General features: G+C 61.4%; 14 protein-coding genes. 5 read left to right on the top strand and 9 right to left on the bottom strand.

Going from position 1 to position 14,307, the window contains the following annotated elements:
- Window positions 1-39: 39 nt before the first annotated feature.
- The 6 genes from nirD to QZ648_RS08765 all read right to left on the bottom strand — a co-directional run bounded on the left by nirD (window position 40) and on the right by QZ648_RS08765 (window position 6,060).
- Window positions 40-384, bottom strand: coding sequence for a nitrite reductase small subunit NirD (gene nirD, locus QZ648_RS08790; protein ID WP_169067296.1), 345 nt, complete (start codon window positions 382-384; stop codon window positions 40-42).
- Window positions 385-408: 24 nt separating this feature from the next.
- Window positions 409-2,838 carry a nitrite reductase large subunit NirB gene (gene nirB / locus QZ648_RS08785; protein WP_291996770.1) on the bottom strand — a complete coding sequence of 810 codons (2,430 nt, stop codon included), beginning with the start codon at window positions 2,836-2,838 and terminating at the stop codon, window positions 409-411.
- A 287-nt stretch (window positions 2,839-3,125) separates the two neighbouring features.
- Window positions 3,126-4,448 (bottom strand): ferric reductase-like transmembrane domain-containing protein, encoded by a 1,323-nt coding sequence (locus QZ648_RS08780; RefSeq protein WP_291996769.1) that lies wholly within the window; start codon window positions 4,446-4,448, stop codon window positions 3,126-3,128.
- 82 nt (window positions 4,449-4,530) lie between these two features.
- Window positions 4,531-4,947, bottom strand: a complete 417-nt coding sequence (locus tag QZ648_RS08775; protein WP_169067298.1) for a PepSY domain-containing protein — start codon at window positions 4,945-4,947, stop codon at window positions 4,531-4,533.
- A gap of 122 nt (window positions 4,948-5,069) precedes the next feature.
- Window positions 5,070-5,597, bottom strand: coding sequence for a diheme cytochrome c (locus QZ648_RS08770; protein ID WP_291996768.1), 528 nt, complete (start codon window positions 5,595-5,597; stop codon window positions 5,070-5,072).
- Between the two features lie 58 nt (window positions 5,598-5,655).
- Window positions 5,656-6,060, bottom strand: a complete 405-nt coding sequence (locus tag QZ648_RS08765) for a DUF1924 domain-containing protein (protein WP_291996767.1) — start codon at window positions 6,058-6,060, stop codon at window positions 5,656-5,658.
- Between the two features lie 216 nt (window positions 6,061-6,276).
- Here QZ648_RS08765 and QZ648_RS08760 point away from each other — a divergent pair, with 216 nt between their 5' ends.
- The 3 genes from QZ648_RS08760 to QZ648_RS08750 are packed head-to-tail and all read left to right on the top strand — an operon-like array spanning window position 6,277 to window position 8,791.
- Window positions 6,277-6,693: a PepSY domain-containing protein gene (locus QZ648_RS08760; protein WP_366144109.1), complete on the top strand. Its 417-nt coding sequence runs from the start codon at window positions 6,277-6,279 to the stop codon at window positions 6,691-6,693.
- Window positions 6,693-7,355 (top strand): response regulator transcription factor, encoded by a 663-nt coding sequence (locus tag QZ648_RS08755; protein ID WP_291996765.1) that lies wholly within the window; start codon window positions 6,693-6,695, stop codon window positions 7,353-7,355. Before QZ648_RS08760 ends, QZ648_RS08755 begins: the two co-directional genes overlap by 1 nt.
- A gap of 2 nt (window positions 7,356-7,357) precedes the next feature.
- The gene (locus QZ648_RS08750) at window positions 7,358-8,791 is read left to right on the top strand and encodes a sensor histidine kinase (RefSeq protein ID WP_291996764.1); all 1,434 of its coding nucleotides are present in this window, start codon (window positions 7,358-7,360) and stop codon (window positions 8,789-8,791) included.
- Between the two features lie 162 nt (window positions 8,792-8,953).
- Here the strand turns inward: QZ648_RS08750 and QZ648_RS08745 are convergent, their stop codons facing one another.
- Window positions 8,954-9,331 carry a hypothetical protein gene (locus QZ648_RS08745; RefSeq protein WP_291996763.1) on the bottom strand — a complete coding sequence of 126 codons (378 nt, stop codon included), beginning with the start codon at window positions 9,329-9,331 and terminating at the stop codon, window positions 8,954-8,956.
- A 152-nt stretch (window positions 9,332-9,483) separates the two neighbouring features.
- Here QZ648_RS08745 and QZ648_RS08740 point away from each other — a divergent pair, with 152 nt between their 5' ends.
- Window positions 9,484-9,816 (top strand): transposase, encoded by a 333-nt coding sequence (locus QZ648_RS08740; RefSeq protein ID WP_291996860.1) that lies wholly within the window; start codon window positions 9,484-9,486, stop codon window positions 9,814-9,816.
- 57 nt (window positions 9,817-9,873) lie between these two features.
- Window positions 9,874-10,860 carry an IS5 family transposase gene (locus tag QZ648_RS08735; protein ID WP_291996762.1) on the top strand — a complete coding sequence of 329 codons (987 nt, stop codon included), beginning with the start codon at window positions 9,874-9,876 and terminating at the stop codon, window positions 10,858-10,860.
- A 170-nt stretch (window positions 10,861-11,030) separates the two neighbouring features.
- On the opposite strand, the gene QZ648_RS08730 is transcribed toward QZ648_RS08735, so the two are convergent.
- Window positions 11,031-12,464, bottom strand: coding sequence for a lipopolysaccharide biosynthesis protein (locus QZ648_RS08730; RefSeq protein ID WP_291996761.1), 1,434 nt, complete (start codon window positions 12,462-12,464; stop codon window positions 11,031-11,033).
- A gap of 279 nt (window positions 12,465-12,743) precedes the next feature.
- On the bottom strand, window positions 12,744-14,000 hold the full coding sequence (locus QZ648_RS08725) for a glycosyltransferase (protein WP_291996760.1): 1,257 nt from the start codon (window positions 13,998-14,000) through the stop codon (window positions 12,744-12,746).
- Between the last annotated feature and the right edge of the window lie 307 nt (window positions 14,001-14,307).

The following is a 14,307-nucleotide window of genomic DNA, read 5'->3' as shown; positions in this document are numbered from 1 at the left end:
CCGTCATAGGGAGGGGGAGGGAGGGGCAAGTATCAGCTTTCAGATTTCAAGAAAAACCGTGCCGCTTTCGATGCGGATCGGGTAACGGCGGGCACAACCCTGGTCGGGGGCGACGGCCTCGCCGGAATCGAGACGCAGCTTCCAGCCATGCAGGGGGCAGGTCACCTGATTGCCGTGCACCATGCCCTGTGACAGCGGACCACCCTTGTGCGGGCAGCGGTCGCGTAGCGCAAACACTTCGTCGCTTGAGGTGCGGAAGAGGGCGATGTCAGCGCCCTCGTCGCTGTCAGGGCTCGCGCCGCTGCCGCCGTTCCTTGGCCTGACGACGCGACTGCCGAGTCGCGGGATGTCGTCAATGTGGCAAATCGATTTCCATTCAGGCATTGCTGTTCTCCAGGTTTTTCGGCTTCATACCGCAAGCGTTTCGTATTCGTTCTTCTCGACACCGGCGATGCGCTCGGCCCAGGGGTCCTTGGCGTCCTTCAGTTCGGCGAGCAGGCGGCCGTACAGCGCCTTGCGGTTTTCCTCGTCGTCGACGACGCGAGTCTTGGCGTGCTCAAGGCCGACGCGTTCGAGGTAATGACAGGTGCGTTCGAGATAGAAGGCTTCCTCGCGGTAGAGCTGCAGGAAGGCGCCGGAGTATTCCATGACCTCTTCGTCGCTGCCGACCTTGACAAAGAACTGCGCGACTTCGGTCTTGATGCCACCATTGCCACCGACGTAGAGTTCGTAGCCGGAATCAACGCCGATCACGCCGACGTCCTTGATGCCGGCTTCGGCGCAGTTGCGCGGGCAGCCTGAAACGGCGAGCTTGACCTTGTGCGGCGAATACATGTCGAAGAGCATCTTCTCGAGCTTGACGCCCATGTCCATCGCCAGCTGCGTGCCAAAGCGGCAATGCTCGGCGCCGACGCAGGTCTTGACGGTGCGGATCGACTTGCCGTAGGCATGTCCGGAAGGCATGTCGAGGTCTTTCCAGACGCCGATCAGGTCATCCTTCCTGATTCCCAGCAGGTCGATGCGCTGGCCGCCGGTGACCTTGATCGTCGGCACCTTGTACTTGTCGGCGACGTCGGCGATGCGCCGCAGCTCGGCGGCAGTGGTCAGCCCGCCCCACATCCGCGGTACCACCGAGTAGGTGCCGTCCTTCTGGATGTTGGCGTGCGCGCGTTCGTTGATCAGCCGTGAGCGCGGATCGTCCTTGGCCTGCTTCGGCCAGGTCGAGATCAGGTAGTAGTTGAGTGCCGGGCGGCACTTGTCGCAGCCATCGGGCGTTGTCCATTCGAGGAAGCGCATGGTCTCGCCGATGCTCAGCAGCGGCTGCTGACGAATCGCATCGCGCACTTCCTGATGCGAGAACTCGGTGCAGCCACAGACCGGCTTGCGGTTGGATGCCGCCGGCGTGTAGGCACCGCCGATGGTTGCCGAGAGAATCTGCTCGCAGAGACCGGCGCAGGAGCCACAGGACGATGCCGCCTTGGTGTGCTTCTTGATGTCGTCGAGCGTGAACAGGCCGTTTTCCTTGATCGCCTTGACGATCGTGCCCTTGCTGATACCGTTGCAGCCGCAGACCTCGGCGCTGTCAGCCATCGCCGCCGCCTTGCTGTGCCCCTGATGGCCGACGTCGCCGACGTGCGACTGGCCGAAGAGCAGGTGGTCGCGAATTTCGTGGATGTCCTGGCCGTCGCGCAGCAGCTGGTAGTACCAGGGCCCGTCCGCCGTGTCGCCGTAGAGCACGCCGCCGACCAGCTTGTTGTCCTGGATGACCAGCTTCTTGTACACCCCGCCGGCGGCATCGTTGAGGATGATTTCCTCGCTGTCCTTGCCGCCGAAGAAGTCGCCGGCCGAGAACAGGTCGATGCCGGTCACTTTGAGCTTGGTCGAGGTCACCGAGCCGGTGTAGCGGCTGATGCCATAGTTGCCGAGGTGATTGGCCGCCACCTTGCCCTGCTCGAAGAGCGGCGCGACCAGGCCGTAGGCGATGCCGCGGTGGGCCACGCACTCGCCGACCGCGTACACTTTCGGGTCGTAGGTCTGCATGGTGTCATTGACCACGATGCCGCGATTGCAGTAGATGCCGGCCGACTCGGCGAGCGCGATGTTCGGACGGATACCGACCGCCATGACCACCAGATCGGCCGGAATCTGCAGGCCGTCCTTGAGGCGGATAGCCGCGACGCGGCCGCTTTCGCCGGCGATCAAGGCCTCCGTCTGCTTGCCGAGCAGGAACTTGAGGCCGCGCTCTTCGAGCGACTTCTGCAGCATGCGTCCGGCCGTCTCGTCGAGCTGGCGTTCGAGCAGCCAGTCGGCGAGATGCACCACGGTCACGTCCATGCCGCGCAGTTTCAGGCCGTTGGCCGCTTCCAGGCCGAGCAGGCCGCCACCGATGACCACCGCGTGCTGGTAGCGTTTCGCGGCGTCGATCATGGCGTCGGTGTCGGCGATGTCGCGGTAGGAAATCACCCCCGGCAGGTCATTGCCGGGAATCGGCAGCATGAAGGGGTTGGAGCCGGTTGCCAGCAGCAGGCGATCATAACTTTCTTCGGTGCCATCGTCGGCGATCACCCGGCGCTTGACGCGATCGATGCGGCTGACCGCCTTGCCCAGATGCAGCTTGATGCCGTTGTCGGCATACCACTGGTGATCGTTGAGAATGATGTCCTGGATGGTCATCTCGCCGGCGAGCACCGGCGAGAGCAGGATGCGGTTGTAGTTCGGGTGTGCTTCGGCACCGAAGACGGTGATCTCGTACTGCTCGGGGGCGATTTTCAGCAACTCCTCGAGCGTGCGAACGCCCGCCATGCCATTGCCGACCATCACCAGTTTCTTCTTGCTCATCTTCGCGACTCCATTCGATGCGTTTTGATGAAGGGGCTTAAGCAAGTGGCGTGCCAGAAGACGTGTGCATTGATTTTTCAGGAGGTTTTCCTGGCCGGCGCGAAGTTGTCGGCCGCGAAAATGATGCGGCGCACAACTTCGGGGCGGGCCGCCGTGTTCGGGTGCGGGATTTGGTGCAGGGAAGGTGGCTTGCCGACGGGCGCGGCCAGGCGGGCGAGGGGCAGCGTCGTCGACGCAAGCGCTCATGGCGAGGCATTCGCTTGCTCCACACTGCCGGCATTACCCGCTCAACGCATAACGAATGCCTCCTGATGGAAGCGCAGGCGACCCTGCCACAGCTCGTGCAGGTCTTTGCGCAGGCTGTCGGCGAGCCCCTGCGGGCCACAAAACCAGACCTCGGCCGGGCGTGCGCGATCGTGTGCGGCGGCCAGCTCTTCAGCGCCGAGTTGCTGACCCTGCCTGGCAGAGTGCACGTACAGGCGGATACCGGGAAGCTGCGCGGACAGCGCTTGCAGGCGGGCGACGAAAGGATCCCCGTCGCGATCCCGCGTGCAGTAGTGCAGATCGGCAGCGGGCGCGTCGGCGGGCCTGGCTTGCTGCGCTTCCAGCCAGGCGAGGAACGGAGTGACGCCGATGCCGCCGGCGATCCAGATCTGCTGCGCGTCGAGCTGTTGGCGGGCGATGTCGAAGCGTCCGTAGGGCCCTTCTATGCGCACCGGCTGGCCGACGGCCAGGCGCCGCGCGAGCTGTCGCGTATAGTCGCCGAGGGCCTTGATCTGGAAGCTGATTTCACCGTCGCCGCGGTCGGCGCTGGCGATCGTGAAGGGATGCTGACCTTCGCTGTCATCGAAACTGACGAAGGCGAACTGCCCCGGCCGATGCCCCGGCCAGCCAGCGTCCAGGCGGCAGCGCACGGCGAGCACATCGGCAGCCGGATGGTCGAGCGCAACGACGCTTCCGCGCACCTGGCGCGAGCGACCGATGCGTCCGCCCAGCGCGAGCACGCTGCCGTAGACGCCGCCGGCGATGAGCACCGCCAGGAGTACGCCGACCGGCTGCGTCCAGTAGCCAGTCGGCGCCAGCAGGAGCGCGTGAAAGGCGAGCATCAGGTAGAGCACTGGCATTGCCCGGTGCAGGAACCGCCACACCCGGTACGGGAACCGTCGCCACAGGCTGATGGCCAGCATCGCCAGGAGTGCGTAGATCGCCCATTCGCCGAGGTCTTCGGCGAGATCGCGCAGCACTTCGATAAAGCCGCCGAAGTTTTCCTTGGGCACTCGCCCTTCGCGGCCGATGATGGCCTTCAGGATGTCACTCGACATTTCGATCAACCAGTGCAGGGCAGCGAAAACGCAGGCCAGGATTGCCGCCCACTTGTGCGTGCGATAGACGCGGTCCATGCCTCCCAGTGGGGCTTCGAGCCATGTCGGGCGGGTGGCCAGAAACATCGCCACCGACATCAGGGCGATCGAGAGCAGGCCGCTGAGATAGAGGGCCTCCTGGCGCAGTACCCACAGTGCTGCGCCGCCGGAGGGCGTACCGGCGACGAGTACATCCCAGCCCCAGGCCAGGGTGATGAGGGTGATGATCAGGGTGAGAGCGGTTTTCATGGTCAGCGCATCGTTCCGTCAGTGGGTCAGGCAGGGGAGTCTCCGGCGCCGGGGGAGGCGCCCGGCGAATGGAAATTCGAGCTCATTTGCCGGCAGGCCGAGGCACATCGACGGCGCTCGGCGGCAGGTCGTCGCGGCAACGCCGTTCGTTGCAGTCGGCCGAGGCGCCTTTTCGTTCGCCACCTTCGTCGCTCTCGCGCTGGCGATGGTCGATGACTTCCCCTGTCTGCGGATGAACGTAGAGCTTGCTGCGCCTGCCATCGCGGTTGGTGGCGCGCACTTCGTAGTTGCCGTGCTCGCGTTCGATCTTCTCGATGTTCCGATAGCCGGCCGCTTCGAGTTTGTCGACGATTTGCGGAATCGACAGCCATTGCCGGTCGGCAGGGCCAGCGGCGGCGGGCGCACGCTTGTCGTCGCTGAAGGCAGGGGTGACCCATGTGCTGGCGGCGCCGAGGGCTATGCCGATGGCCAGGGCAGGAAGGATTCTTTTCAGTGTCATGCGGGCAATCTCCGGTTGGTGGGCTGTGGGGAGGCGCAGGTGAGGGCGGGCCAAGGGTGCGCGGCGCTTTCTGAACGTCTTGTGAAGCAGCGGTTCCTCTGGCGTTGTGGAAGTTGCGCTGCTTAATCGTCGTAGTAGCCGCGTTCGGCACCGGCGTGGCAGGCCAGGCAGTTGGCCTTGCTGCGCACCTCCTTGTGCTGCCACTCCCAGGCGGGAACTTCGCGGTGTTCCTTGACCCAGCGGTCGAGTTCGGTGATGCGCAGCGGCGCCTTGCTCGTCGACGTCCCGCGCAGTAGTTTGTCGCTGTAGCGTTGGCCGCCGGTATCGCCGGCATTGCTCACCAGATAGTTGGTGATGTGCCTGGCTGTGGCAGGATCGACGCTGGCGTCGTCGCCGAAATGGTTCGTCAGCTCACCCATCATTCGCTTCCACGAACTGGCGGGAAGCATCGAGGCCGGAAAGGCGAGGTGGCAACTGCCGCATTCCTCCTTGACCACCGGGTCGCCAACCGGCGGGAAGTAATGGCTGCCACCGGCCTGCGCGCGTTGGAAAACGAGTGCCGAAAAGGCGATCGCGAGCAGGCCGAGCGCGATCGGGCGATAGGGCAGAGCTATTGCATTCATTGGCTTCATTGGCTTCATTGGCTTCATCAGATTCTCCTTGGCAGTGCTTGCCTGCGTGTGGCTGTGGATCGCTTCCTGCGCGGGCTTACTGACTGATCATGAAGCTCAGCCAGTCGCCTTTTTCCTGCGCTGTGCACTGCCGGCCGAGCACCTCGTTGCAGTTGCGCTTGAACCATTTCTCGACCTTTGCCGGGTCGGCATAGCGGCCGGGGCTGGCCGACAAGGCCACCGGGTCGATGGCTTTTCCGGCAGGCGTCTGGCCCGATGTGCGCGGGTCCTTGGCATGGCAGCTGGTGCAGGCCGGGGTATCGGCTTTGCCGCCGGCGAATGACTGGCGATGGAAGGCTTCGCCGCGTGTTGCCGAGAAACCGGCGAAGGCCGGGTCGGCGGTTTTCGCCGCAGCGGCGTAGCCGGCCAGCAGCTCGTCGCGGGGTGCGGCGAACGCCGTTGTGTTGAGCAGGAGCGCCAGCGTCGCTGTCAATAGCAGCATTCCTGGTTGCTTGCGCGGGTGGTGTTTCATGGGTGTGCCCTTTCGCTTCGGTTTGACATGGCGCTACTTTGCCCGGCGCTGACTGAACCGATGCTGAAGCGCTCGTTCATCCTGCGTTCAGCTGCAACGCGGTAGAACGGGCGGGCCAGGCCGCTACAAGGCGCGCGCAGCGGTCTGGAAAGCGTCTGTGCCCGTTAAACTATGGAGATGAATCAGTTGAGAAATACTTTACTGGCCATTGCTGCGCTGCTCCTCGCGTGGGCGAGTACCGTCGTCAGCGCCGGCAGTGCCGGCGACCGTCACGGCGGCGACCACGATCGTGCGCGTCAGGCGCTCGAAGCCGGTGAGGTGCTGCCGCTGCGGGTGATCCTCGAACGCGTCGAGTGCGCTTATCCGGGGCAGATCGTCGAAGTCGAGCTCGAGCGCGAGCACGGCCGCTGGGAGTACGAGATCAAGCTGCTGCGCAGCGGCGGATCGCTGGTTAAACTCAAGGTCGACGCGCGTGATGGCAGCATTCTCGGGGTCAAGGGGCGCAAGGAGCGCGAGGAGCGCGGGCAGGGCGAGCGCCGTCGTGGCGGCGACGATGAACCCCGTGCTGCGGACGCTGGCGAGCCGCGCGGGGAGCAGCACTGATGCGCATCCTGATCGTCGAAGACGAAGCCCTGTTGCAGAAGCAACTCGCCGACGCGCTGCGCGCGGCTGGCTACGCGGTCGATACCGCGAGCAACGGCGTCGACGCCCATCACCTTGGCGACAGCGCTTCCTACGACGCTATCGTTCTCGACCTCGGTCTGCCGCAGCTCGACGGTATCAGCGTCCTCAAGAAGTGGCGGGCCGCCGGCCGGGCCATGCCGGTGCTGATCCTGACCGCCCGCGACGGCTGGCACGAAAAGGTCGCCGGCATCGACGCCGGCGCCGACGACTACCTGAGCAAGCCTTTCCACATGGAAGAACTGCTCGCCCGCCTGCGTGCGCTGATTCGCCGCACCGGTGGCCACGCCAGCGCCGAACTGCTCTGCGGTCCGCTGACGCTCGACACGCGCAACAGCCGGGCAAGCGTCAATGGCCAGGCTTTGACGCTGACCAGCCACGAATATCGTGTCCTCGCCTATCTGATGCACCATCGCGAGCAGGTGATCTCGCGCAGCGACCTCATCGAGCACATCTACGCGCAGGACTTCGATCGTGACTCGAACACCGTCGAGGTCTTCATCGGTCGTCTGCGCAAGAAACTGCCGCCGGGGCTGATCGAAACCGTGCGTGGCCTCGGCTATCGCCTGACCGCGGGCGGATGAGCGTGCCTGCCCCGCACTTCCCGCTTGCCGCGCGCGGCTCGCTGCGTATCCGCCTCCTGGCCGGAACGCTGTTCTGGATCGCCGCGTCGATTGCGGTCGCCGCCTGGGGCCTGAGCAGCCTGTTTCGCGAACACGTGGCGACGCAGTTCCACGCCGAGCTGAAAACCCACCTCAACCAGTTGACCGCCCATCTGGCGGTCGACGGCGAAGAGCAGGCGACGCTGTCGGTGCCTTTGAGCGACCCGCGCCTGAGCCTGCCGTACAGCGGGCTCTATTGGCAGGTCGACGCGTTGGCAGCCGAGGGCGACGCAGCCCAGGCACGCGCGGCGCGCGCCGGCCTGCTGCGTTCGCGTTCGCTCTGGGACAGCGTGCTCGCCGTGCCGCCCGATGCCCCGGCAGACGGCGAGATTCATCAGCACCGCGTGGCCGGTCCCGGTGGCGGGTGGCTGGGCATGGTCGAACGCGTCGTACGCATCGACGAGGGCAGCGGCACAACTGCCGGAGCCAAGCCTGCGGCCCGCGCTTTTCGGCTGATCATTGCCGCCGACGAGACCCTGATGCTTGAGCCGATAAGCAGATTCAACGGCGAGCTCTCGCTGGCGCTAGGCATTCTCGCTGCCGGCCTGGTGATCGCCGCGTTGGTGCAGGTAATGGTCGGACTGGCGCCCCTGCGCAGCCTGCGCGCCGCACTCGGCCGCGTTCGCAAGGGCGATGCGCAACGCCTTGAAGGCCAGTTTCCGGCAGAGATCACGCCGTTGGTCGACGAGTTCAATACCGTTCTGGCGCAAAACTCCGAGGTCATCGAACGCGCGCGCACGCAAGCGGGCAACCTGGCGCATGCGCTCAAAACGCCGCTGAGCGTCCTCGCCAACGCCGCCAACGGGAAGGACAATGAACTCGCCCGCCTGGTCGTCGGCCAGGTCGATGCCGCCAAGCGCCAGGTCGACTACCACCTCTCGCGTGCGCAGGCCGCGGCGACCCTGCGCGTCCCCGGCGCGCGCACGCCGCTGCGACCAGCGCTCGAAGCGCTACTGCGCACGATGCGCCGGATTCACGCCGAGCGGCAGCTCGAACTGCTCCTGCAGCCGATCGCCGAGAGTCTGGCCTTTCGCGGCGAAGAGCAGGACCTGCAGGAAATGCTCGGCAACCTGCTCGACAACGCCTGCAAGTGGGCCAGCCGCCACGTCGAAGTCGCCGCCCGTGCCGAAGGCGAGGATCTGCTGATCACTATCGACGACGACGGCCAGGGAATCGCCGCCGCCGACCGCAATGCCGTGCTCCGCCGTGGTGTGCGCGCCGACCAGCAGGTGCCGGGTTCCGGGCTGGGCCTGTCGATTGTCGACGATCTGGCGCAGCTCTACGGCGGTGAGCCGAGCCTGGCCGACTCGCCGCTAGGTGGTTTGCGGGTGGTATTGAGGTTGCCGGCGGTGGCGTGAGCGACGGGTCCCCGTCGCCACACCCGGGCCCCTTCACGCAATCATGCACCTGCTCGGTAATTGCGAGGAGGCGCAGCCGCCTACCGCCTCCAGACGGGGCGATGATTGTCTGCACCAACCCACTACGCGAAGCGAGCCGCGGCGCGACCGCCCTTGCGCGCTTCAGACGACGAGTTCGCTATGCTCAATACGTCCCATGCCGATATAAACGTGGGCGGCCTGATTGACGAAGCTGTCGAGATCAGGCCATCTCGTCTCCGGCACGGCCCCGGTAATCCAGCCGTTCGGCGCTTGCAGGAAAAACCCGGTATAGCAGTCGTGCGTCTTGTCACCGCCATCATCCATGTTGCACAGCGTGGTCGGACCGATGGCGGTGATTGGCACAGGGTAGCCGTCGTCCGCGCGCACGCCGAAGCCAATCACGTTGAGGTGCTCGGTGATGCTCCACTTTTTGATGTCGTCTTTCGCCGAAGTGTCGACGTGAATCACTACCCAGCCAGCCTCCGCCGGCACTATCGCCTCAAACTGTCTCTTGGCCATCTCTCTCTATCCTTGAAGTTGTGAGCTTGCGCAGCACCATTGCCGGCACAGGCGGAAACGTATCACGTCCGCGCCTTCACAAGAAGTATGCCCGGGGATAATTCCATGGCCATGCCGGTGCCCGAAATGACTTCAAGCGCCTCGGCAGAACGATCACCAACCATCTTCCTGGCGTTCTCAACGGTTTCCAGGCAGGCAAGCACAACGGCCGAGTCGAAGCGATGAATCGAGCGCTTCAGGAGGCGCGCGCTCGGGCTCGCGGCTATCGCCGCGTCGACAACTTCATCGCCATGGCCTACCTCATCGCAGGAAAGCTCACCCATTTGCCCTCCTCGCCATTCGCCAGGCTTTTGCCCATTCCACACGAAACGACCCAAACCCCCTCTTCGCCGAGCTCGCCATACCCACCTGTTACGTCCTGCACTGATTTAGTTCTACTTTTTGTGTCAACATCCGCTTGGGCGCCTAAGGAAACGCTGATTTAATCGCCACATATACCCATGGTATAATTCACCTATCAATCCTGCGCGAGCCACCCCCCGATGAAGCAGATCAGTTTTTCCCAGGCCGAGTTTCAACGTAAGAAGCGACGGACGCGACGCGAGGTGTTTCTTGCCGAGATGGAGCAGATCATGCCGTGGGAGGAGTTGTTCGCGGTGGTCGAGCCGCACTACCCGAAGGGCAAGCGAGGCCGGCCGCCGATAGGACTGGAGCGGATGCTGCGGGTGTACTTCGTACAGCAGTGGAATGGTCTATCGGATGAAGGCGTCGAAGACGCCATTACCGACAGCCAAGCACTACGGGCCTTTGTCGGAATCGACCTGTCCAGAGAGGCCGCACCGGATGCGACCACCGTGCTGCAGTTCCGGCGCCTGCTGGAGCAACATGACTTGACGAAGAAGCTGTTCGACGCGGTCAACGCCGGGCTGTCCGCAGCGGGCCTCATGATGCGCGAAGGCACCATCGCCGACGCGACGATCATCGCCGCCCCGCCGTCGGTCAAGAACGAAGCCAACGCCCGTGACCCGGACATGCACCAGACCAAGAAAGGCAATCAGTGGCACTTCGGCATGAAGGCCCACATTGGCGTCGATGCCGAGAGCGGGCTGGTGCACACCGTCGTCGGAACGGCGGCGAACGAGGCGGACGTCACGCAAACCGAGCATCTGCTGCACGGAGAAGAGAAGGACGTCTTCCTGGATGCAGGTTATGTCGGCGCCGACAAGCGGGAAGAACTGAAGGACCGGGACGTCAACTGGGAGATTGCCATGAAGCGCGGCAAGCTCAAAGCCGTCTCGGAAGAGAGCGGGTTCGGTCAGTTGCTGCGCAAACTGGAATCGCTGAAAGCCAGCATCCGATCCAAAGTCGAGCACCCTTTCCACATCGTGAAGAACCTCTTCCACTACAAGAAGGTGCGCTACAAGGGGCTGGAAAAGAACACGGCTCAGCTGCACACGCTGTTCGCTCTGGCCAATTTGATGATTGCGAAGCGAAAGCTATTGGCGCTCAACAGCCAAGTTGCGTCCTGAGTAGGACGAAAGGCCCGGGAATGGGCCGAAAAAGGTCGAAAACCGCGAAATTTTTGGCAGTTTGACCAAAATCGCGACGGGATTCAAAAAAAAACCGCTGCCGAGCGGCTAGGTAACGCATCGGCGGCTAATTGATCAGCGCTTCCCTAAGCGTCAGACAGAAGAAGCTGCTACCGCCTTAGCGTCCCAATTACCTCTTGGCAACCGTGACGATTAGTCGATGCCGCTAACGCGCCGTACACGATTGCCCCGACCAATATCATGGAGATCATTCGCCACACACTGGAGATCTCTGGAGGTAGCCAAAATCTCACCAAGGCTACCCCGCCATACATCATGATGCTGGCGAGTGCAGGCCAGGAAATCGCCTTCAAGAGTTCCAATATCGTGATATTGATTGCGGGCAACGCTCGCCATAGATTGCTTAAGAAAACCAAAGGGAATCCTATTAACCACGCGAAGCACAAACCCTCCACGTCCCACTGAGCGCCGATAATAAAAGCAAGGGGCATTATGATGCTCGCGCCGATCAGGTTTTTCATTGAGATGTCAGGGCGCCCAACAGCATCCACGGCGGAAGGAAGAAAACTGTTGATCATTCTAATGGGCATGATCGCCGGAAGAATCTGAAGAGGAAAAATTGCGGGCTCCCATTTTGATCCAAGCAGCAAGTGGACGAGTTCTGGTGCAACGCTCGATATTCCCAAGAGAACAGGAAAAGAGAAAAAACTCAAGATTCGTACGGCTTTTAAAACGTGGCTCTTGATCATCTCAGGGTCATTCTGGATCTTTGAAAACGCCGGAAAAGCAACCTGGTTGAGGATGCCAGAAATTTTCTGTACCGGCAGAGAGGCAAGATGCATTGCCACAGAGTAGAAGCCGAGAGCCTCTTTGCCGAGCAGCTTGCCGGCAATGAACATGTCCGCCTGAATATAGAAAAACCACAGAACTCTCCCGAGCGTGACCTTGCCTCCAAAGCTGATCAGCCTTCCGATGCCATGAAACGAAAAACTAGGCCAGCCGAGAGAAGGAACTGCAAAATTAACACCTATAGCCTTCAACATGGCGGAAAATATGGCGCCGGCAACCAAGGACCATACCCCATATCCGGAAAGAGCCAGCGCTAATGTTAGCGTACCACCTGCAACGTGTGTTGAAAGATCAATCAAGGCGCGTATTTTAAACTTGAGTTCTCGTCCCAATAGAGAATCAGGTACTAGCGAGAAACTCGAGATTACAAACTGTAAAGAAAGTACGCGAATTATGTCGGTCAATCGGGTTTCGTCGAAAAAGCCGGCAATAAGTGGTGCCGCGAAGAAGAGCAGGCAGAAAAGCGTAAGATTAACGAGGATGATCAAGCCGAGAATCTGACGAAGCATTGTGTCGTCAACCTTGCTTGCCTGCACAATGGCTGGTCCCAAACCGGCTGTCGCCATCAGGCCCAGGAATGCTACAAAAACGCTTGCCATTGCCAGCAAGCCGTAGTCAGTGGGATTAAGTATGCGCATTACAAAAATTGTAATGCCCCAGGTGACTAGTTGCCCGAGGAAATTTGCGCCGGCAACCCAGCTCAAGCCAACGACGACTTGCGATTTTAAGTTCATGGAGGTTCTAGGCCAATCGGGGCGAAGGGTGGTTTTCGATCACCGGCGTACCGGAGCAGAAGGCAAAGGCCAGACGGGCAGCTCTCAGTTGCCAGTCTAGGAGGGTGGCAGCAGCGAATTGCGATTCGACGCATTGTGGGCACGGCAGCTCCCGATAACAAGAGGTCGAGCCAAAAGTAGAGGCGTTTCGATATGCCGAAAGCTTACGGGGTCGGTTCCGTGCGATCTTTCGGGCGCATGTGTTGGCGATTTGGTGGACGAAAGGACCTGGAACAGTGTTCATGATTCAACCAACTCATCCAGGAGCAAGGCAAGTTCTTTGGTTCGCGATTTCCTGGAATGTTTCATGGCAAACTGCTTGGAGATGCCGGGCTCAAGCCCGGCAGACAGATCTTTGAGAAACGACACAGTTGTTTTCGCTATATCATCTGCGCTGGCTATATTAGCGATATGGCGTGTCTTGGCATCCGATAACATTTTTGCGGAAATGCCGTCGGGATCAACCAAGCCCAGGATAGGGCGCCCTGAACGGTAGTACTCATAGATCTTTGCCGGGATCTGATGGTTGCAGGAGGCGGCCTGGAATAACAGGAGTCCATCAACGCGCAGCATTTCCTGGAGGGCGTCGCGATAACTAAGCGTTGCTTCCAGTCGGACGATATCACCAATGCCCAGTTCCGCAATTAGCGGCCGGTAAAAGTCGTCGTTGCCAGTCGCCCGAAGAATAATCTGGAGCCTTGAGCCGTTGATGCTGCCTGAATTCTTGAGCATTGCCAAAGCGTCGAAGAAGGGGCGAGGGTTTCTTTCTATGGGGTATAGAATACCACTATGAAGAAGCGTGATCTGCCCTGGCCTTGAAAGCGGAACCGCGGGGAGGTCAAACTCGGCGTCGCGAAAGTTCTCTTCATCGAAGCCGTTTTCGATGACCGCCCATCGCGATGGTGCAATGTCCTTATATCTTTGAGAATACATCTGTCGAGTCGGTTCTGTGGTGAACACGGCCCGTGTGCAATGATGGACTGTTTCATGCTCAAGCTTGCGGTGGATTTCCCATGTCTTCGGATTGCGCGGGTAGCCTGGTTCGGTCATTGAGTCACGAAAGTCAGCGACCCAGGGTAGACCGCTGCGCTTGCAGAGGCTTAGTCCAATCATGTGAGCCGTGGCGATTGGCGACGTTGAAAATATTGCGGCCGGTCTATGGCGGCGGATCATTCGCATCCCGCTCCAGACCGCGCCTGGCCACCAACTGAGCCAGCGGTCCGGCTGTGCCATCCAGCGGAAATAGCGGCCGCGAATTGCGAGGTGGCGAGCGCTGTCTAGCCCAAGGGCACGTTCGACAACAAGGTTCTCGGGGATTTCCTTGAGCTGATTCGCACTGGTCGATTCGTAGGCTTTAGGCGTAATAGTGAGAACCAGTGGTTCCCAGCCATGCTCGTGAAGATACGTCGCGAATTTCAGGGTTCTCTGGATGCCACTGCTCCCTTGGAAGGGAGGAAAGTGGTAGGCGATCATTAGCAGTTTTTTGGTATTTGCCACATGCTGTCCCACGATTGGTTAATGTCCATTTTATATTGTAGCCTGTCAGTGAAAGCCTATCTGGAGCCGGTGCTACCTCTTTGCAAACCGGAAAATGTCTATGGTAAGACGAATTCTACGCATTTGGGCGTTTCTCCTGTCGCGACATCTCGTGTCCCAAACATGCTTCTCTCATGCGTGGCGATAATTGCGACGAAAACTCACGCGAGTAGTTGTCGTGACTCTCGGCATGGGAAGTCTCCTGGCGCTAATCTGTACGGTCTGCTTGCTTTTCGGCCTCTGGCGCCTCCGCTTCGCGGGCAGAGCC

The sequence above is a fragment of the Candidatus Accumulibacter sp. ACC012 genome, from assembly GCF_907163155.1.
In the GTDB taxonomy this organism is placed as follows: Bacteria; Pseudomonadota; Gammaproteobacteria; order Burkholderiales; family Rhodocyclaceae; genus Accumulibacter; species Accumulibacter delftensis.
This window is presented reverse-complemented; position numbering and strand designations above follow the sequence as displayed.